Origin of the sequence: Dickeya oryzae, from assembly GCF_009372235.1 — a bacterium.
Classification (GTDB): Bacteria; Pseudomonadota; Gammaproteobacteria; order Enterobacterales; family Enterobacteriaceae; genus Dickeya; species Dickeya oryzae.
The window spans coordinates 475,716-495,732 of the sequence record NZ_ML762920.1; the positions used below are offsets into that span (position 1 = coordinate 475,716).

Here is a 20,017-nt window from a genome sequence, read left to right on the forward strand (position 1 = left end):
CTGGCATGGTGTGCTGAATCTATCTCAGATAAGGGGTTATTTTCATGAGCAAGCTGTTCAGTCCATTGGCACTGGGAAACCTGACGCTACCAAACCGTATTATCATCGCCCCCATGTGTCAGTACTCCGCAAAAGACGGCAAAGCCACAGAGTGGCACATGATGCACTTGGGCACGTTGTCGCATTCCGGCGCGGGCTTACTGATTCTTGAAGCCACCGCCGTAGCGCCGGAAGGACGCATCTCACCACATGATCTCGGCCTGTGGGATGACGATACCGAACGTGCTTTAGCACCTGTCATCCGGGGAATCCGTCAGCACTCCACTATCCCGTTGGGTATTCAACTCGGCCATGCTGGCCGAAAGGCCTCGACCGACGCCCCTTGGGCTAACCGGGCCGTCCTGTCTCCCACGCAAGGTGGCTGGCAAACCGTCGCGCCCTCGGCATTGCCTTATGCCCCTGATGACACCGTACCAGTCGCCATGAGCCATGATCAAATCAAAAACCTGATTGATGCCTTTGCCGCTTCAGCCAAACGGGCAGACCGACTGGGATTCGATTTGGTAGAAATCCATGCGGCACACGGTTATCTGTTGCACCAGTTTCTCTCACCTCTCTCCAACCAGCGTGACGACGAATACGGTGGTTCACTGACCAATCGGATGCGGTTACTGCGTGAGGTTTATATGGCAGTACGAGAGGTGTTTCCACCGCATAAAGCAGTCGGTGTTCGCATTTCCGCCACGGATGCCGTTGAAGGCGGCTGGGATTTGACACAATCCATTGAACTTGGTCACGTATTGCGCCAACTGGGATGCGACTATATTCATGTTTCCAGCGGTGGGCTATCGCCGTTACAGCACATTCAGCCCGCGCCCAACTATCAGGTGCCTTTCGCACAAAAAATTCGCCAGGAAACGGGGCTGGTCACGATTGCCGTCGGCTTAATTACGGAGCCAGAGCAGGCGGAAGCTATTCTTGCAACCGAAGAAGCGGACGCGGTGGCCCTTGCCCGAGCCATACTGTTTAACCCTCGCTGGCCATGGCATGCCGCGATCCGACTGAAAGAAAACGTCACCGTTCCTCCGCAGTTCTGGCGCAGTGAGCCTCACTACGCCAAAGGTTTGTTCACCTCCTGACTGCCATATCCCCGCCGTCACCGTGCGGGGATCACAGGCTTGATGCTGATCCCACCCTAATGTCATCAAACGTTAAAATCAGTCTTTCACAGATGCTATGATAAATACCGTGTTGAATTTGCGGATAAAAAACACACGTGTGTTTTCCTCTTAAGAATGTCGCCTTTGGCTGCTCGGTTGGAAAACGCAAAGAACTCCATTAACCGTCGGCGTATTATTCGCCGTTTTTTAATACTAATGCTATGACTCAAATCCCCGCCTTCAATCGCTCGCTGCTACACCCACGCTACTGGCCGACCTGGACAGGCATCGCGCTACTCTATCTGGTGGTCCTGTTACCTTATCCTCTCATCTATCGCATCGGTACCGGGTTGGGAAGACTGTCAATGCGTATACTGAAACGCCGCGTCGCGATCGCGCATCGTAATTTGCAACTTTGCTTCCCGAATATGCCAACTGAGGAACGAAAGGCGCTGGTTAAGAAAAATTTTGAATCCGTCGGGATGGGCGTCATGGAGACAGGTATGGCCTGGTTCTGGCCAGACTGGCGAGTGGAGCGCTGGTTTACAGTAACTGGACTCGAACACATGCGGCCGCTGCGAGAACAACAACGCGGTGTGTTACTGATTGGTCTGCATTTCCTTACCCTGGAATTAGGGGCTCGCATCTTTGGCATACAAAACGCCGGCATCGGTGTTTATCGGCCTAACGACAACAAATTGATCGACTGGCTGCAAACCTGGGGAAGAATGCGTTCTAATAAATCCATGCTGGACCGAAAAGACGTTAAGGGCATGATCCGGGCGCTGAAACAAGGCGAGATTATCTGGTACGCCCCTGATCACGACTATGGTCCACGCAGCAGTGTATTTGTTCCTTTGTTTGCTGTTAAAAACGCCGCAACGACGGTCGGTAGTTATATGCTAGCCCGTGCAGCAAGACCCGCTATTGTGCCATTCGTCCCCCGTCGTTTACCGGATGGAAAAGGCTATGAGCTGCTCATTCGCCCAGCCCAACTGGATATTCCATTGGAGAATGAGACAGCCACAGCTACCTGGATGAATAAGCTGGTTGAAGAAAATATCCTGCTGGCACCGGACCAGTACATGTGGTTGCACCGCCGTTTTAAAACACGCCCTGACGGGGAATCTTCGCTCTATTAAGCGCTTTTTGAATCATGTGCTGGCATACAGCCAGACAGGGAAACACGATGAACGATACCGCTCCGATTGACTGGAAACGCAACCTCTACATTGCCTGGTTGGGATGTTTCTTTACCGGAGCGGCCTTCAGCCTGGTCATGCCTTTTCTTTCACTTTACGTCGAACAACTGGGCATACAGGGTCATGAGGCGCTCAATCTCTGGTCAGGTGTAGTGTTCAGCATCACGTTTCTATTTTCCGCGATCGCTTCACCTTTCTGGGGACGCCTTGCCGACCGCAAAGGGCGAAAACTGATGCTACTACGCTCCGCCCTGGGGATGGCAATAGTGATGGCGTTAATGGGCCTGGTGCAGAATATCTGGCAGTTTCTGTTACTCAGAGCCGCATTAGGCGTTTTGGGCGGATTTGTGCCGAATGCCAATGCCCTGATCGCCACACAAGTGCCTCGTAATCGTAGTGGCTGGGCGCTGGGAACCTTGTCTACCGGCGCGGTTGGTGGCGCACTGCTTGGCCCGCTACTCGGAGGCTATCTGGCCGATACCTTCGGTTTGCGTCCCGTTTTTTTCATTACCGCCGTAGTGTTGCTTATCTGCTTTCTGGTTACGCTCTTTTTCATTCGCGAGCGCATTGAGCCTGTCAGGAAAAAAGACATGCTTAGCGGGCGTCAGGTCATGGTTTCTCTGAAAAACCCCCATCTGGTGATGAGTTTGTTCGTTACTACGCTGATCATTCAGGTAGCAACCGGCTCCGTTGCACCGATACTGACCCTGTATGTACGCGAGCTGGCAGGCCAAACCGACAATCTGGCGTTTATCAGTGGTGCGATTGCGGCTATTCCGGGTGTCTCAGCACTCCTGAGCGCCCCCCGTTTGGGAAAACTTGGCGACAAAATTGGCCCGGAGCGGATTCTGGTTGCCATGCTGATACTGTCAGTATTACTACTGATCCCCATGGCATTCGTACAATCACCCTGGCAACTGGCAGCATTACGTTTCCTACTAGGTGCGGCTGACGGCGCGTTACTGCCCGCCGTGCAAACGTTGCTTATCTATCACTCTTCTCATCAGGTTGCCGGGCGGATATTCAGCTATAACCAGTCATTCCGCGATGTCGGTAACGTGACAGGGCCGCTGTTAGGTGCCAGCGTTTCCGCAAGTTTTGGGTTCAGGGCCGTATTTCTGGTAACAGCCAGCGTTGTGATGATCAATACGTTCTACTCATGGCTCTCGTTACGCCGGAAATCAAACCGGGAAGCGTTATCCGAAGCAGAATAGTGCTGTCAGGCATCACGTTCGGGCATGCAATAGGCATAAAAAAAGCAACGGACTAGCCGTTGCTTTTTCACTGACCTATCCAGGTTTATTCGCTTTTAATCACCGGCGCGGCAAGCGTCTGGTAATGGTTTCGCCAGTTGCTGTACGCATCAGACTGACTCCAGACCCGATGATGCAAGCGAGCCAATGTCACCGGATCGCTAATCAATGCCAGACGCAAATTACCATCAACCTCATGAGGGTTACGATTCAGTGCATCATTCACGCGCTGTTCACGCATATCCTCAATCGGTTTACTCAGGCAGTGACGTGCTGTTGCCATGGCACTGGCCAGTGCATTGACTGACGGATCAAACACCGCATGCATAAAGCCATGTTCCAGTTTGCGCTCACGATTACGACGGAAGTATTCGTCGGTCGCCACCAGCTCTCGCGGCGGAGTAGACTCTTCCGGAATAAGTAGCAACTTACCACGCTTACAAGCCAAACCGAGGCTGGCTCGACTGGACAATACAGAGACCAGCGGCGAGAGGATCAGTGAGAACACGATAGGTCCGAGCCACCACAGGAAGCGCAAATCCAGCCATGCCATCCCGCCAGCCCATACCAGCCCCAGCAACAACTGAGAGCCATGACGGGTGAAGGCTTCGCTCCAGGGCGTTGCGTCATCATCACGCTGTGGCGATTTCCATTGTACTGACCACCCCAGAAATGCGCTGACCACGAATACGGTATGGAACAACATACGCACTGGCGCCAGTAAGACAGAAAACAGCATTTCAATCAGCAGTGAAGTACACAGCCTTATCGAACCGCCATACGCCTTAGCCCCCTTGGCACAAACCAGAATGACACTCAGCAGCTTGGGCAGGAACAGCAACACCAGTGTTGTCGAGAACAAGGCGATCGCCAGTTCCGGACGCCACTGCGGCCACACCGGGAACAACTGGCGGGGCTGCAGGAAATACTGCGGCTCCATCAGCGTATGTACCACCTGCAATGCCGTAGACAGCGCCAGGAACATGAACCACAGCGGCGCGGACAGGTAAGACATCACCCCCGTTAAAAATACCGCACGGTGTACCGGGTGCATGCCTTTGACCAGAAACAGGCGGAAATTCATTAAGTTACCGTGACACCAGCGACGATCGCGTTTCAATTCGTCCAGCAGATTAGGCGGTAGCTCTTCATAACTGCCCGGTAAATCATACGCGATCCAGACGCCCCACCCGGCACGACGCATCAGCGCGGCTTCGACAAAGTCATGTGACAGGATCGAACCTGCAAAAGAGCCTTCGCCCGGCAACGGTGCCAGCGCACAATGCTCGATGAAGGGTTTCACACGGATGATGGCGTTATGTCCCCAATAATGGGATTCACCTAACTGCCAGAAATGCAGACCGGCAGTGAACAGTGGTCCATAAACACGGGTAGCAAACTGCTGGCAGCGGGCATACAGCGTATCCATACCCGATGCACGCGGTGCGGACTGGATAATCCCGGCGTTTGGATTGGCTTCCATCAACCGAACCAGTGATGTTAAGCACTCGCCACTCATCACACTGTCGGCATCCAGCACCACCATATAGCTGTACTGGTTACCCCAGCGACGGCAGAAGTCATCGATGTTGCCACTCTTACGCTTCACACGGCGACGACGGCGACGATAGAAGATACGACCCGCACCGTCGACTTCCCGGCATAAATCCATCCACGCTTTTTGTTCCGCGATGCAAATATCCGGATCATTACTGTCACTGAGGACATAAATATCAAAATGATCCAGATCACCGGTAGCCGCCACCGACTCATAGGTCGCCCGCAACCCTGCGAAAACGCGTTCTACGTCCTCATTGCAGATAGGCATAATCAATGCCGTGCGATGCGCCGGATTTAACGGCTCATTCCCGGTGACTGTCGACGAGATACTGTATTTATCCTTACCGATGAGCAACTGCAGGAAGCCCATCAGCGCCGTCCAGAAACCGGCGGAGACCCAGCAGAACAGAATCGCAAACAGGATCAATATTCCGCTTTGCAGCACGTAAGGCAGCAATTGCATGACAGTGCGCCAGACATCCTGATGAATCATCGCAAACGGATCGATCAAGGCCCATCCCTGATAAGGAAGAATGGTCTTCATATACCAGGTAGCAATCGCTGTCTGGAACAGGGTGAGCACCAACAGGATATAACGACGCAGCGTCCCCACCTTACGCCAGCGGTTTTCCGCTTCGTTTTCCTCTGCCGTCTTGTATTGATGGCGAGGAGGTTTAGTGCGACCTTTGAAAGTATCCCACCAGCGCACCATTGGGTTCGTCTGCCAGGCATCAGGGAACATAGAAGCACGGGTAATACGCGGCATAGCCTGTAATGCGGTGCGACCTTCACGGTCTTTGCCCAGTTGCTTGCCGCCATTGAGTCCGTCCTCCCACGCCATTTCCAGACGACGCGGTACAGAAACCAGCGGAATATCGTCCGGCGACTGCATATTGACGACAGAACCATCAGACAGTGAGTGATGTAAGGAAGACAAATCCTGAGACGAAGACAGCGTCTCGCGAAGGGCCTCTGCCTGCCCGGCAGGCAGAGGCAATTTCTCGATATACTCGAGGGAAGTCGTTGATTTATTCATTAGCAGGCAGCTGATAGCTCCAGGTTTCAGTCAATGTGGTATCACCATTGACCAACGCTGCTCGCATTTCCGTCGGCTGCTTGTTGTCCTTCACTTTCAGACGCAGTGTCAGACGCCAGCCATGCGTTACCGGATTATAGCGAACACTGTTTTCCACAATCTCGCCGTTGTCACCAATACTGGCTTGCGGCGCGACTGGCGTATTCGGATCCAGACCCTTCATCTTGCCACCGACAAAATCAACCAGGAATGCGATGGTGCCATCTGGCTGACGAATCAGGTTAGACTGCTTCACGTCACCCGTCGAACGCATGGTCTGCATGACATAAGCCTGTTCCGGAGAATGCAGTGCTTCTTCATCCCGGGTGAAATGCAGGCGGTACTTCATTTCCAACGGCTTGCCTTTCTCTGGCAAGTTTTCCGGTGTCCAGAAAGCGACAATATTGTCATTGGTTTCATCCGCAGTCGGAATTTCTACCAATTCAACTTTGCCTTTACCCCAGTCGCCTTTGGTTTCAACCCAGCCGCTTGGGCGCAGGTCATAACGGTCGTCCAGGTCTTCATAACCGGAGAAGTTACGGCCGCGTTGCAGCAGACCAAAGCCTTTCGGGTTTTCAATGGTATAGGTGCTGACCGACAAATGTTTGGGATTATTCAGCGGACGCCAGATCCACTCACCATTACCGGCATGGATCGACAGACCGTCGGAATCATGCAGCGCCGGGCGGTAGTTCAGCGTCGGCGACGGCTGGTTTGGCCCAAACAGGAACATACTGGTCAACGGCGCTATGCCCAGTTTACCCACTTTGTCACGCAGATAGACTTTGGCTTCCACGTCCATCATGCTGTCACTGCCTGGATAAAGCACAAACCGGTAGGCACCAACAGAACGCGGAGAATCCAGCAATGCATAGATCACCAGATGCTTGTCTTCCGGTTTCGGATGCTCAATCCAGAATTCGCGAAAACGTGGGAACTCTTCACCGGAAGGCAATGCCGTGTCGATAGCCAACCCACGGGCAGACAACCCATACACCTGCCCTTTACCAACGATACGGAAATAACTCGCCCCCAGCATGCTGAGGATTTCATCGTTCTTATCCGCTTTATTAATTGGGTAAAGCACCTTGAAGCCAGCAAAGCCCAGATCTTTCACGGTCGCCGGGTCATGGTTGACCGAGCCAAAATCGAAGTAATCCGTAGAATATTTGATTTCGTTGACTTCAGTGGCAGTCACTTCGTTGATTTTGACCGGAATGTCAAAATACATACCTTGATGGTAGAACTGCAGTTTGAAAGGCGTTGGGTCTGAATTCCAGTAGGATTTGTCCTGGTTGAAGCGAATTTGCTGATAATCAGCAAATTTCATGTCACGAAACTGGGCAGGAAGATTGCTCTTTGGCGCTTCATAGCCCTTTTCAGCCAGCTTTTCCGCCTTTTGCGCCACATCATCAATGGAAAAAGCCCAAGCGTGCAATGACGTCAAAGACAACATGACCGCCGCTGAAACCCAGCGAAGATTAGCAACACGCTGCTTAACCCTAAATTTATTAACCAGCACATCTCCCCCTGTATGTGTGCCTAAATCAACTAAAACCCATATTAATGGATAAGTTAGCTTTCCGACAACTTGAGAAAAGAATGGTTCATCATAATAGGTCACCGTTTAGACAACATCGACCCACTTCAGTGACAAACCACGTCCTCAAGATGAAAAACCATAACGGATATGACGCCAGAAATGCCTAGGAATCATCCGTTGAGAAACGAGGGTAAATTTTCCTCTCACATGACGGCAGTAGCAAGAAACTTCTGGCCCCAACAGGCATTAAACGGCGATTTATGGAAAACAGAACGCAATTTTTTCACCGGACGGGATCAAAAAAGAACATTTTCTTAACCCTTATCAACTGATCGGGTACAGTATCGCCCATTCTGCCTTTTTACGAGCATCGCATGTAACGCATGTCCCTGTTTGAACTGAGACAACGACGCCTCCCTGCCTGGCTTGGGATATTGGCCCTTGTCATGATCTTTTTGGCTCCGCCCATTTCGCAATCGCTGCGAAATAGCCATCACGTTCAAACCCCCTCTCCCGCTTCACTGTCAGCCATGGCCCCCATGTCGGGTCATCATGAACATCATAGTATGCATACGCCCGCTGCGTATCCTGCCCATTCGCCCATTACCCCGATATCACACGGGGAGATGGGGATGGAGGATCATGCTGCATGTGGTTACTGCGTCCTGTTGTCGCATTTACCGCTGCTGGCGTTATCAGGCACACTCCAACCTGCCCATGCAGTCTGGTTATCTCGCAGGCAGAAACCTTGCCCTCTATGTTCATCGCCTCATCTTCTGCGTTTTCTGCCGCCCTTAGCTCGCGCCCCACCTTTATCAATCGCTCATTTATAAAACAATGTGTTTATAAAACAATGTGTTTATAAAACATGGTGTTCATAAACATAGTGTTCATAAACATAGTGTTCATCAGGCGTGGTGTCACATCACACGCTTACAGCTGATTTCATCAATGAGAAGGTGATTTCAGTGCCGGTGAACAACAATGCCCGCCAACAAGCGTAGAAATATCCGCTGTCGGCGGCAGGTTTACGCTATTGGAGAGGTTATGTCCGAGTCAAAAACAGTCACCACCCGCATCCATCAGGCAGAAACACTCACGGATGTGTCGCCCGTGCAAAACGCGAGCCACGACAATCTGGTTCGGTCTCAACGTATCGCGATGCAGGCATTATTGATGCGTTTGCATTTTTATATTGGACTATTTGTTGGCCCGTTTATCTTTATTGCAGCCCTGACGGGCACGCTCTATGTGCTAACTCCCCAGATTGAAACAAAGCTCTATTCCCAGCAGTTGTTTACCGATACCAGCGGAACGCCGCAGTTGCTGTCGCACCAAATTGACGCGGCAGCGCATGCGCTGGGTGATAAGGCGCAATATGCCCGACTGACCGCCGTTCGACCCGCACCTGGTGCCGGGCAGACGACCCGGGTGATGTATTCTCTGCCAGAACTCGGCCCATCAGAAAGTTTTGCGGTCTTCGTGGACCCGGTATCCCTTGATATTCGTGGCGCACTGACCGTCTATGGCACCAGTGGTATTTTGCCGTTTCGCACCGCGCTGGATTATCTGCATCGCAACCTGTTGCTGGGCGATATTGGTCGCCATTACAGCGAACTGGCCGCCTCCTGGCTATGGATTGCAGCACTGGGAGGGGGTTATATCTGGCTCTCGACCCGCAAAGTGCAGCCTCGTTCACGTCGTCGTTCCACCAGCAAGCGCCCAAGCCCCGTCCGGCAACGTCAGGGATTACGCCGCAATCATGCGTCCCTCGGCCTGCTGTTGCTGCTTGGATTGCTCTTCTTTTCAGCAACCGGTCTGACCTGGTCACGCTGGGCAGGTGACAATGTTGCCCAGCTTCGCGCTGTACTCGGCTGGCAAACCCCATCGGTGAATACCCATCTGGATACGGTGCCGAACACGCCAGCGTCACCACATGCAGAACATCACATGATGTCTATGCCTGCGATGCCCACCCCTGTCACACCGCAGATCTTCGATAACGTACTAGCCGCCGCCAGAGGCGCGGGTATTGATGCCGGGAAAATAGAGATTCGCCCATCACTCAAACCTCAGCGAGCCTGGACTGTCAGCGAAATTGATCGGTCATGGCCAACACAGGTTGATTCGGTTGCCGTTGACCCAACAACGTTCCACGTCATAGATAAAGTCCGCTTTGCCGACTATCCACTGGCCGCCAAACTGACTCGCTGGGGCATTGACGCTCATATGGGCGTACTATTCGGCCTGCCCAACCAGTTGTTGCTCGCTGCTTTTGGACTCGGGCTTTGCTGCCTGATTGTCTGGGGATATCGCATGTGGTGGATACGACGTCCGGCATATGCCTCTGCCCGCAACCCGGTACAGACCTTAACCACAGCGTTCTTGCAATTGGCTGTACCTCTGCGACTGCTGGTGTTAGTCATTTCAGGTGTGCTGATGGTTAGCCTGCCCGTCATGGGGGTCAGTCTGGTGCTATTTCTGGTCGTCGACATCTGGCGATGGTCACGACATCGGCACGTTGGGTAACCAACTTAATGAGATAGCTGAGATAAGCAACCACCACGCTATTCTCTGGTAATGCTCGCGTCTGGATGTGAAAACCGCAGCGACATGCTGTCAGGCTGCGGTTTTTATTTGCATCAACAATGAATCGTTGATCAGAAGATTGCCCATTCCGGTGTATCAGACACGTTCGCGTTTTTTGTGCCCGGTAATCCGGTCAGCGTCCCCCCTTTTCCTGCTGATTCGCGCCGCAACGTTCCTTTCCCTGAACCAGAATGGCTCAGCTTGAATACACTGACGGTCTTCGCCAGCGTTTGCGCCTGTTCCTGTAGCGATAACGCCGCCGCTGCGGACTCTTCTACCAGGGCGGCATTCTGTTGCGTCGTTGTATCGATCTGGCCGATCGCCAGGTTTATCTGATTAATGCCTTCACTTTGCTCCAGACTGGCCCTCGCGATTTCCGTAATCACGCTATCAGTGTTGTGCGCATTATCGATCACTGCCCCCATCGTGTGCTCCGTGTTTTCTACCAGCAACATGCCGTCCTGCACTTTCCGCACCGAGTTATCAATCAGCTCTTTAATTTCCTTGGCTGAATTCGCACTGCGTTGTGCCAGAGCACGAACTTCGCTGGCCACTACCGCGAACCCTCGTCCTTGCTCACCGGCCCGGGCAGCTTCCACGGCGGCATTCAGCGCCAGAATATTGGTCTGGAAGGCAATACTGTCGATAACTCCGATAATTTCAGCCATACGCTGAGACCCATCGCGTATTTCACGCATCTCCCGGGTGACATCCACCATCATTTCACCACTCTGACGTACAATGTCGGAAGCCTGTCCCGCCAGTGACGCCGCGTGTTCCGTATTGGCCGCCGTATTTTTGATAGTCGCGGTCAGTTGTTCAATCGACGCGGCGGTTTCCTCCAGCGAACTGGCCTGTTCCTCCGTTCGGGCAGACAAATCCTGATTACCTGATGCAATCTGCGAGGCAGCGGAAGAAATGGTTTCCGCGCCCTCGCGGACCTGACTGACGATATTGCACAAACTGTCATTCATCCCATACAGTGCGTGCAATAACTTCCCGGTTTCATCTTGTGTACACACTGAGGGTTCGGACGTTAAATCACCTTTGGACACTTTCTCAGCCAGTATGAGCGCCTCCTGCAATGGCCGCGTCACACTACGGGTAATTCCCCAAGCAATCAGTCCACCTGCCACAATACTGATGATAAAAACCATCAACAGCATCATACGAATTTCGTTATAACTCTTTTGCACCATATCTTGTGCGCTAATCATTTGGCTATCCTGATAATTGATGAATTCGGCGACTTTGCTTTTATATTTTTGCTGTAACGCCTGAGAGACACTCATCAATTCCGTTATAGCTTCACGCTTGTTCCCACGACTTGCCAGGTCCATCAATTTATTCGCTGACAAGGTGTACTCGCTGCGAATCTGCTGGATATCTTTAAGCAAACCAATAGAATGGGCATCTTTAACGTCTTTATTCAACTCAGTCAGTAAAGTCGTAATTTCCGCAGAGTGCGCTTTAATCTCTTCATTTTGCTTTTGAATATCTGCCACGGAATCTGACATTAAAACAAACAGCTGTCCCAGCAATGCATCATTCAATTCATCAATTAATTTATTTCCTTTTTCTGTCAGCGGATAAAGTTCAGAAACAGTATGATCCATTTTTTGGTTAAAATTGCTCAAATTGCTTAATGCCACAGCGCCTGAAATCAATAACATAACAATAAGAAATGAAAATCCGATTGCTAGTCTGTAACCTATTTTTAAATTGGAAAAATTCATTATGAGCCCCTTTAATAAAATCCTTTCGTTTACAATCCGATAAATCGATGGGTAAATAATTTATACTTACCAGGTCCCACACCTTGGTCGATTCATCTTTTGGCTTCATGAATCATGGATTCACCCTCTATAAACGCCATACTTCAAGCTTGGACCTTGCCCTAGAGGGCTAACGCGTTGCACACAAGCGCGTTGTCCTGAAACTCAAATTATCTGGGGTAGAGAAAGGATGTAAAATAAGATAACAACACTGATCTCTTACCTGTGCACCATGTGACAACATCTGTGTGATGCCATGCGCATTGCGGAAATGCGCATAAGGGAAAGTCGAGTCTTACATTGTTTTGGTTAGTACAATGAATACGTTTACCGTATATTTTATATCTGGAAATCACATTATCCTCCATGATTATCATTTCCTGCGATGAATCCGTCGCTAAAGCAACCATGCATGGTTTAGTTTTGAGTCTGGTGAATGACACGGTTATATCTATAAGATATTGATTGCAATAATCGGATTCGGCATCCTGCCATCCTCATTATCAGCGTCATCTCTGTGATGAAATCACACCGATGATGGATTGTTTCATATTATAAAAAGAATAGTAAGTCTCTTGTTGTTGCTGACAGAAAAATCTTACAAAATTTTCCATATCATTACGCGATAAATAATGTGACTGTCTATTTAAGCAATATTTTTTGAGTAATATTTTTTATCCGAAAATACTTATCATTGGAACACACAACGATCTACGATAGTGCAGGAAAATACTCGGTGTTTTTTTGGAAAGATAGCGCGATGTTTACTTTTTCGGGTAAACACCCGGCAAAACGACGCCCCGCTTTATTCACATACACCCGATACGGTACGCTCATCTTCGCCGCTCACACCTGTTAGCGCTGGAGTATTAGCACTGGAGTGGTCGACAACCGATATCATAGCAAGCAATTCACCCCACATTCTGAGCTAACAATCATCGATGAGAACTGCATCGATGAGAACTGAGTAGTCAGAGTCAGGTAAACGTTCCTTCAGGCTGACCCCTTTTTGCGACGGCGCTGTTGCTATCGTGCATACTGGGATAAGACGCATGCATCAACGCTATTGATGAGGCAGGGAGAGCAGTCGCTCAAACTAAAGGGAGAAAAACAAGATAAATGCTGTACCACTTAAGGCTGATACAGCATACAAGGCGAGGATTATTTCTTCCTGGAGGTTCCTTTGCCTTTGAGCAACTGGCGAAGCTTTTTGATTTCCTTCGCCGTCAGCGGTTGCTCGACGAGCTCTTCCGTGTTCTGGCTATCAACGATCTCTGCCTCATCAGTATCATCGGCATGATCGTCGATATCAAAACTTCTCAGCAAACGGGCACTGACCTCAGCGCTGATAGAAACCTCGTTTTCCAACGCGGCGGCTTTAATCTTTTCTTTCAGCTCTGATGGTATTTTCAGCGACAGACTGGATATCTCACTCATTTCATTACCTTTCTGGCAGGATAAAGTCTCAAACTATGCCAGTCCTTTGACAAAGTCCATACTGAAACAAAAAATTAATATAATTGTCATATAAATAACAAAAAAATATAAAAAATACGTGTTTTTGATGTGATATAGATCTCAATTTTATTCTTTTTAACCCACCCCTTGTTTAAGCGTGTTCTGACTATACCTCGTGAGTAGCGACTTTTATCACAGCCACTCACTGCGTTTTATACTTTGCCTGAAAATAAATAATTATCTATACCCCAAATAATTCGAGTTGCATGACAAAACGCACTGCGTTTTGAACAACGCCACGCATTGGTCCTTTAGGGCAAGGCTAATTAGAGCCTTGTAACGCGGCAAGAGAGTGACAAATTCGTCGGGAACGAATTTGACCAGCCAACGGCTGGCCTCTGGTGAGAGACAGGATGTCTCTCATTTCATCCCGATGAGCTTACTCAGGTAAGTGATTCGGGTGAATTAACACCGCCAACACACCTGCAACTTGAAGTATGACGGGTATAAAAAAGGGATAAATGCAGCTCAGACTATTCTGGATTTGTATTCTTTGACATATCTGACAGAAATAAACCGTGACCCTGTGTAATATTATTACAAAGCAAATCTTACGGCTGAGTGTCTCACAGCGGCGACATTCACTGCTGTTAACATTTTTGCGGTATTCAGGTGCCTATGGTGGGAGTTCGTCACAACAGTGGCGATGCTCACTTAGTGGCCGTGCAACAAGGTTTCTCCGCCGGTATGTCCGTGCAGACATTATTCAGGTAGGTTAATCGATTGATCGTAAAATTTTAACGGCATAGAATACACGCCCCTGCAACCATAAGGAAGTAAATATGTCACACCATCACCTGTGGGAAATGATCAGAACCCTCTATTTCCTGGGCCTTGCGGTCTCGATGATATTTACTTTTTTTATGAGCAAAGATAATTCGTTAATAATGCGTTTTTTAGCCTCCATATTAATTGGCATCACCTGGCCATTAAGTTTTCCCGTCGTCATCGTTTTTTCATTTTTTTAATTATTATACTCAAAATAATTTAAGTCTCAGGACAATCAGTTAGCATGTTGAAATGTGTTGGCGTGCTGAACGGTCAGGTGCTGTCGGGTATGAGATCTGAAATCTGTGATGGAACTCACTGCATTAATCGGGAAGGGATAACGCATTAACACCACTTAACGAGTAACCCCCCTCTTATTAATCGACAAACTTAACTGGCGAAATGGCGCGTTATCGCCGACGTATTTCAGCCCGAAACGTCATTTTCCGGTGGTTGATTCAGCATGGCCTGGAGGTCTTGTCTGAGCAGCGACATCTGGCTGGCATACTTTTCTTTATGCTCGGCATCTTCGAGCAATTGCACAATGGTTTCTGACAGGGTAATGCCGCGACGCTGCGCCAGTGCCGCCAGGCGTTGCCACACCAGATAATCCAGATCGATAGATTTTTTACGGGTGTGCTGGTGTTCGGCGTTGAAATGCCGTTTACGCCGGGCGCGGATCGTCTGCTTCATGCGATTCTCCAGCGTCGGATTCATGCACTGCGCAATCCACTCCAGCACCAATACCGGCTGGCTTTCCATTTTCAGCAGTCGGCTGACGGCTTCATCGGCTGCGCTTTGCTCAATAAAGCGCGTTATCGGCTCACCCTCGCGATGTTTTTTAACCAGGTACTTCCACTTCCAGCCGCACTCAAGATTTTTTAGTTGTTGATATTTCATACATTATTCTTTAGTGACCGTGTAACGTGCCTGAACTTGCCCCCATTGTTGCCCGATATTCCCACTCCAGGCAATCCCTGTCTGGTTATTTTTCGCCCAGAATGGCCTCTGAATGCTCTCTTGTTAACCTCTCCCAACTCAGCACGTATGCAGCCTTGAGAATTCTTGTATAATTACGGTTTTCCTTTAAACGATTACAGCAGATACTTTGACCAATAACCGACTCGAATGGCAGCAACTGCTGCCCGATCATACGCCATATCAGACGTTATTCTCCCAGGCAGCCCAACTCGCCCCCGCTGAATTCTCTGCGGTACAGCCTCGGCTTGCCGATGCACTGACGATTTTTTGCCATCCCCGCTCGCCATCGCAGTTTATGTTGCTGAAGGCACAGGAAAATAATGCTTATCTGGCTTTGATCGCCAACGCCATCGCGCAGTTACCTGCGCGGCAACCAGAAACGTTATCTGGCTATCGTTATCATATTGATGGACGGCAGATCAGCATTCAGCCAGCCCAGTATCCGGATGACAATTTTGCGGCTACGTTGCGTTGCGGCTACCAGGAATGGATCGAACCGGAACAGCTATTTGGCTGTGTGCGGATATACAAAGACGATATCACTCTGCAACCCGGCCTGCTCCACCGCGTCAACGGCGGCACGCTGATCCTGTCCGCACGGACATTGCTGGCGCAGCCGTTGATGTGGCTGCGGCTTAAGCAAATCATCATTGATGGTCAATATCACTGGTTGTCTCCTGATGAGCGACGACCGTTACCGGTAGAGATCCCGCCGATGCCAGTCGACTTGCGTCTGGTTGTACTCGGCGATCGTGACAGTCTGGGCGATATCCATGACATGGAGCCAGAACTGGGCGAACTGGCGATCTATGGTGAATTTGAGTCGCACCTGCAATTAATCGAACCGGAAGATATGGTGCACTGGTGTTCTTACATCAACGCGTTATGTCTGGAAAATCAGTTGCCGCTGCTGGCCGCCGATGCCTGGCCAGAGCTGTTTTCACTGGCTGTGCGCTATAGTGGTGATCAAGGTAATGTGCCATTATGCCCGCAATGGCTGACGCACCAGCTCAAGCACGCGGCGCTCTATACGCGCCAGGAGGAGATTACCGGGCAAGCGTTTATTGATGCCGTCACGGCACGCCGCTGGCGCGAAGGGTATCTGTCTGAGCGCATGCAGGATGAAATCGAACTGGGTCAGGTTCTGATCGAAACCGAAGGCGACATGATTGGCCAGGTCAATGGCCTGTCAGTGCTGGAATACCCCGGTTACCCGCTGATGTTTGGTGAGCCAGCTCGTATCAGTTGTGTGGTCCATCCTGGCGATGGCGAACTCACCGATGTCGAGCGTAAGGCCGAATTGGGTGGCAACCTGCATGCTAAAGGTATGATGATCATGCAGGCGTTTCTGATTTCCGAGCTGGAACTCGAGCAACAACTGCCATTCTCCGCCTCGATTGTGTTTGAACAGTCCTATGGCGAGGTCGATGGTGACAGCGCATCACTGGCTGAACTTAGCGCGCTGGTGAGTGCGTTGTCGCAATGTCCTATCAATCAGCAACTGGCGGTGACCGGTTCCGTCGACCAGTTTGGGCACGTACAGCCCATTGGCGGCGTTAACGAAAAAATTGAAGGATTCTTCGAGGTATGTCAGCGTCGCGGCCTGACAGGTAAGCAAGGGGTGATAATCCCATCGACCAATCAACGTCATTTATGCCTGCTGCCAGACGTCATTGACGCCGTACGCAAAGAGCAGTTCCATATCTATGTCGTGGATTCGGTCGCCGAAGCCCTGACGCTCTTGACGCAGGTGCCTTACGACGATGAACATCAACCCAGCCTGCTGGCAGCGATCCGTGAACGCATCGCGCAGTTGGCACCACCGGAGCGGCGTCGCTTTCCGTGGTTTTTCCGTTAAAGAAACTGGTTGGGCCAGAAGCAACAGACTTGCTCAGCGTACATCTGTACGCTAACCTGCCTGCTCCACAAAAACAGGGCTTATAGAAACATGGTAGACAAACGCGATTCCTATTCAAAAGAAGATCTTTTCGCCAGCGGACGCGGTGAACTGTTTGGGCCACAGGGGCCACAACTGCCAGCCGGCAACATGCTGATGATGGATCGTGTCATCTCTATGACCGAAGACGGTGGTCTGCACGGAAAAGGCTATGTGGAAGCAGAACTGGATATCAATCCTGATCTGTGGTTCTTCGGTTGCCACTTCATCGGTGACCCGGTGATGCCAGGCTGTCTGGGTCTGGATGCAATGTGGCAGCTGGTTGGTTTCTATCTCGGCTGGCTGGGCGGCGAAGGTAAAGGTCGTGCGCTGGGCGTAGGCGAAGTGAAGTTCACCGGGCAAGTGCTGCCGGATGCTAAAAAAGTGACATATCGCATCCATTTCAAGCGCGTTATCAACCGTAAGCTCATTATGGGCATCGCCGACGGCGAAGTGTTGGTTGATGGTCGCCTGATCTATACAGCAACCGATCTGAAAGTCGGTCTGTTCAAAGATACCAGCACATTCTAATTCCGCATCGCTTATCAATAGCGATGAGATGAATAGAAAAAACGCGGCGATAACGCCGCGTTTTGCTATTGATATTTCTGTTATGCCTGATACCTCCCCCCTTACCCTGTGCCGTTAGCACATTAAATACGCCGTCCGGCAACCCAGCCCATTCGTACAACACATCACAGCAGCAGCGGTCATCACAAGATGGTCGAACAGGTCACGTTTTTGCGATCAATTCCGGTTTCTGGTGGTTTGCGGTTTCTGACGAGCAAGGTATACTGGGTCAATTGAAATGAAATAGTGTTTTAAAAAATGTAGTTGTCCGCACACTTAAAGGAACGAACATGAAAATTGCACTGATTAACGAGAACAGCCAGGCTGCAAAAAACGCGATTATCGCGACTGCTCTGTCCAAAGCCGTTGAACCGATGGGTCACACCGTATACAACTACGGTCAATATGCTGTTGAAGACGCTGCACAGCTGACCTACATCCAGAACGGTATTCTGGCTGCCATCCTGTTGAACTCCGGTGCCGCTGATTTCGTGGTCACAGGTTGTGGTACGGGTCAGGGTGCGATGCTGGCCTGTAACTCTTTCCCGGGTGTAATCTGTGGTCTGGTTGTTGACCCGTCTGACGCTTACCTGTTCTCTCAGATCAATAACGGTAATGCCGTTTCTCTGCCTTACGCTAAAGGCTTTGGCTGGGGTGCTGAACTAAATCTGGAAAACCTGTTCACTCAGCTGTTCAAAGAAGAAGGTGGCCGTGGTTACCCGAGCGATCGCGTTGCACCGCAGCAGCGTAACAAGAAAATTCTGGATGCAGTAAAAGCAGTGACCTATAACGATCTGATCACCATTCTGAAAGGTCTGGATCAGGATCTGGTTAAAGGCGCTATCGCTGGTCCGAAATTCCAGGAGTATTTCTTCGCCAACAGCACCAATGCGGAGCTGACCAGCTTCATCAAATCCCTGCTGAACTAATTCAGTCAGCTGGTGTTATCCCGACCACCGCATGCGCGGTGGTCTTTTTTTTATCGGTAATTCGGTGCACGCCTGTTCAGGTCGAACAACTGTTAGCCAGACGCTTTAAAAGCCAGAAATACTGCTTGACCATAACTGGGTGACTCCCTATAGTAGCGCCCCGTTGCCCTTGAGGTAACAATCCGGTGAGGTGTCCGAGTGGCTGAAGGAGCACGCCTGGAAAGTGTGTATACGTGAAAACGTATCGAGGGTTCGAATCCCTCCCTCACCGCCAGATTAAAAACAAAAACCCCAGACGAAAGTCTGGGGTTTTTGTTTTTAACCGGTGATGGGACGGATGAGAAGCCTCGACAGGGGTCGACAAAACGGCTTGCCGTTTTGGACCGCCACAGGCGGCCCGCAGGGCGAGCGCCATGCGCGAGTCAATCCCGACCGACCATCTCACACCCTTTTCGGTTCAGACGAAAGTCTGGGGTTTTTGTTTTTAACCGGTGACGGGATGGACGAGAATCCCCGACAGGGTTCGACAAAACGGCCTGCCGTTTTGGACCGCCGCAGGCGGCCCGTAGGGCGAGCGCCACGCGCGAGTCAATCCCGACCGACCAGCTCAGCTCACGCCCCCCTTTTCTGTTCAGACGAAAGTCTGGGGTTTTTGTTTTTAACCGGTGACGGGATGGACGAGAATCCCCGACAGGGGTCGACAAAACGGCCTGCCGTTTTGGACCGCCGCAGGCGGCCCGTAGGGCGAGCGCCATGCGCGAGTCAATCCTGACCGACCATTCCCCCCTCCCAGACTGTTAGACACAATATCTCATCACCTGATAAATGATAGAAATACCAGTACTTATGATAAAACGCTGTTTTTCCTGTGTCGGAGTAACATTAACGCTTATTTCATATAACAATCCGTATTATGTATCTGTCTACTAATATTTTTTTCGCAAAGTAAAGCAACTCACAGTGAGTCAAACAGATAAAACATTGATGTAAAACAACAAAATTAAATAATAATTAGTCACTCAGGTTATACTTACCAATGGAAGAAAATACAAAGCTATTTTTTATTTCCATTAATGTTCACTTAATCTAAATAAAATAAATTTACTCCCGAAAGAGTATTGAACCTTTGTATTTTTACCATCGATTATTTCCTTGGCG

General features: G+C 50.3%; 14 protein-coding genes and 1 tRNA gene. 10 read left to right on the top strand and 5 right to left on the bottom strand.

Annotated features, from left to right (window positions below; all coding sequences use genetic code 11):
* Window positions 1-44 precede the first annotated feature (44 nt).
* From FAZ14_RS02075 to mdtG, 3 genes are all read left to right on the top strand, one after another.
* Window positions 45-1,139 carry an NADH:flavin oxidoreductase/NADH oxidase gene (locus FAZ14_RS02075; RefSeq protein WP_153507972.1) on the top strand — a complete coding sequence of 365 codons (1,095 nt, stop codon included), beginning with the start codon at window positions 45-47 and terminating at the stop codon, window positions 1,137-1,139.
* Between the two features lie 242 nt (window positions 1,140-1,381).
* Window positions 1,382-2,302: a Kdo(2)-lipid IV(A) acyltransferase gene (locus tag FAZ14_RS02080; protein WP_016940861.1), complete on the top strand. Its 921-nt coding sequence runs from the start codon at window positions 1,382-1,384 to the stop codon at window positions 2,300-2,302.
* Window positions 2,303-2,349: 47 nt separating this feature from the next.
* On the top strand, window positions 2,350-3,576 hold the full coding sequence (gene mdtG / locus FAZ14_RS02085) for a multidrug efflux MFS transporter MdtG (RefSeq protein WP_016940862.1): 1,227 nt from the start codon (window positions 2,350-2,352) through the stop codon (window positions 3,574-3,576).
* Window positions 3,577-3,661: 85 nt separating this feature from the next.
* Here mdtG and mdoH read toward each other — a convergent pair whose 3' ends face one another.
* Complete coding sequence (gene mdoH, locus FAZ14_RS02090) at window positions 3,662-6,211, bottom strand: glucans biosynthesis glucosyltransferase MdoH (protein WP_016940863.1); 2,550 nt, start codon at window positions 6,209-6,211, stop codon at window positions 3,662-3,664.
* Window positions 6,204-7,706, bottom strand: coding sequence for a glucan biosynthesis protein G (locus FAZ14_RS02095; protein ID WP_085930101.1), 1,503 nt, complete (start codon window positions 7,704-7,706; stop codon window positions 6,204-6,206). The genes mdoH and FAZ14_RS02095 overlap by 8 nt, the downstream gene beginning before the upstream one ends.
* Window positions 7,707-8,176: 470 nt before the next feature.
* On the opposite strand from FAZ14_RS02095, the gene FAZ14_RS20430 reads away from it, so the two are divergent.
* Together FAZ14_RS20430 and FAZ14_RS02105 are read left to right on the top strand one after the other, a co-directional pair.
* A complete protein-coding gene (locus FAZ14_RS20430) occupies window positions 8,177-8,626 on the top strand; it encodes a DUF2946 family protein (RefSeq protein WP_071526191.1) in 450 nt (149 codons plus the stop codon).
* A 214-nt stretch (window positions 8,627-8,840) separates the two neighbouring features.
* Window positions 8,841-10,322 carry a PepSY-associated TM helix domain-containing protein gene (locus tag FAZ14_RS02105; RefSeq protein WP_038926156.1) on the top strand — a complete coding sequence of 494 codons (1,482 nt, stop codon included), beginning with the start codon at window positions 8,841-8,843 and terminating at the stop codon, window positions 10,320-10,322.
* 131 nt (window positions 10,323-10,453) lie between these two features.
* Here the strand turns inward: FAZ14_RS02105 and FAZ14_RS02110 are convergent, their stop codons facing one another.
* On the bottom strand, window positions 10,454-12,118 hold the full coding sequence (locus FAZ14_RS02110) for a methyl-accepting chemotaxis protein (RefSeq protein ID WP_016940866.1): 1,665 nt from the start codon (window positions 12,116-12,118) through the stop codon (window positions 10,454-10,456).
* A gap of 1,200 nt (window positions 12,119-13,318) precedes the next feature.
* Complete coding sequence (locus FAZ14_RS02115) at window positions 13,319-13,594, bottom strand: hypothetical protein (protein ID WP_016940867.1); 276 nt, start codon at window positions 13,592-13,594, stop codon at window positions 13,319-13,321.
* Between the two features lie 863 nt (window positions 13,595-14,457).
* Here FAZ14_RS02115 and FAZ14_RS02120 point away from each other — a divergent pair.
* Window positions 14,458-14,643, top strand: a complete 186-nt coding sequence (locus FAZ14_RS02120) for a GhoT/OrtT family toxin (protein ID WP_016940868.1) — start codon at window positions 14,458-14,460, stop codon at window positions 14,641-14,643.
* Window positions 14,644-14,869: 226 nt separating this feature from the next.
* On the opposite strand, the gene matP is transcribed toward FAZ14_RS02120, so the two are convergent.
* Window positions 14,870-15,343 carry a macrodomain Ter protein MatP gene (gene matP / locus FAZ14_RS02125; RefSeq protein ID WP_038926155.1) on the bottom strand — a complete coding sequence of 158 codons (474 nt, stop codon included), beginning with the start codon at window positions 15,341-15,343 and terminating at the stop codon, window positions 14,870-14,872.
* Window positions 15,344-15,551: 208 nt separating this feature from the next.
* Between matP and FAZ14_RS02130 the strand changes: the two genes are divergently transcribed.
* The 4 genes from FAZ14_RS02130 (at window position 15,552) to FAZ14_RS02145 (ending at window position 19,133) form a co-directional block, all read left to right on the top strand.
* On the top strand, window positions 15,552-17,282 hold the full coding sequence (locus FAZ14_RS02130; RefSeq protein WP_016940870.1) for an AAA family ATPase: 1,731 nt from the start codon (window positions 15,552-15,554) through the stop codon (window positions 17,280-17,282).
* A gap of 90 nt (window positions 17,283-17,372) precedes the next feature.
* Window positions 17,373-17,891 (top strand): bifunctional 3-hydroxydecanoyl-ACP dehydratase/trans-2-decenoyl-ACP isomerase, encoded by a 519-nt coding sequence (gene fabA / locus FAZ14_RS02135; RefSeq protein WP_016940871.1) that lies wholly within the window; start codon window positions 17,373-17,375, stop codon window positions 17,889-17,891.
* Between the two features lie 329 nt (window positions 17,892-18,220).
* A complete protein-coding gene (locus FAZ14_RS02140; protein WP_016940872.1) occupies window positions 18,221-18,859 on the top strand; it encodes an RpiB/LacA/LacB family sugar-phosphate isomerase in 639 nt (212 codons plus the stop codon).
* Window positions 18,860-19,043: 184 nt separating this feature from the next.
* Window positions 19,044-19,133 (top strand) — tRNA-Ser (locus tag FAZ14_RS02145).
* Window positions 19,134-20,017 lie beyond the last annotated feature (884 nt).

Excerpts from the sequence above, each read along its gene's own strand:
- FAZ14_RS02110 (WP_016940866.1), bottom strand. The coding sequence starts at position 12,118 with ATGAATTTTTCCAATTTAAAAATAGGTTACAGACTAGCAATCGGATTT.
- FAZ14_RS20430 (WP_071526191.1), top strand. The coding sequence starts at position 8,177 with ATGTCCCTGTTTGAACTGAGACAACGACGCCTCCCTGCCTGGCTTGGG.
- FAZ14_RS02075 (WP_153507972.1), top strand. The coding sequence starts at position 45 with ATGAGCAAGCTGTTCAGTCCATTGGCACTGGGAAACCTGACGCTACCA.
- FAZ14_RS02105 (WP_038926156.1), top strand. The coding sequence starts at position 8,841 with ATGTCCGAGTCAAAAACAGTCACCACCCGCATCCATCAGGCAGAAACA.
- FAZ14_RS02140 (WP_016940872.1), top strand. The coding sequence starts at position 18,221 with ATGAAAATTGCACTGATTAACGAGAACAGCCAGGCTGCAAAAAACGCG.
- FAZ14_RS02120 (WP_016940868.1), top strand. The coding sequence starts at position 14,458 with ATGTCACACCATCACCTGTGGGAAATGATCAGAACCCTCTATTTCCTG.
- FAZ14_RS02115 (WP_016940867.1), bottom strand. The coding sequence starts at position 13,594 with ATGAGTGAGATATCCAGTCTGTCGCTGAAAATACCATCAGAGCTGAAA.
- FAZ14_RS02095 (WP_085930101.1), bottom strand. The coding sequence starts at position 7,706 with ATGTTGTCTTTGACGTCATTGCACGCTTGGGCTTTTTCCATTGATGAT.
- matP (WP_038926155.1), bottom strand. The coding sequence starts at position 15,343 with ATGAAATATCAACAACTAAAAAATCTTGAGTGCGGCTGGAAGTGGAAG.
- fabA (WP_016940871.1), top strand. The coding sequence starts at position 17,373 with ATGGTAGACAAACGCGATTCCTATTCAAAAGAAGATCTTTTCGCCAGC.
- mdoH (WP_016940863.1), bottom strand. The coding sequence starts at position 6,211 with ATGAATAAATCAACGACTTCCCTCGAGTATATCGAGAAATTGCCTCTG.
- mdtG (WP_016940862.1), top strand. The coding sequence starts at position 2,350 with ATGAACGATACCGCTCCGATTGACTGGAAACGCAACCTCTACATTGCC.
- FAZ14_RS02080 (WP_016940861.1), top strand. The coding sequence starts at position 1,382 with ATGACTCAAATCCCCGCCTTCAATCGCTCGCTGCTACACCCACGCTAC.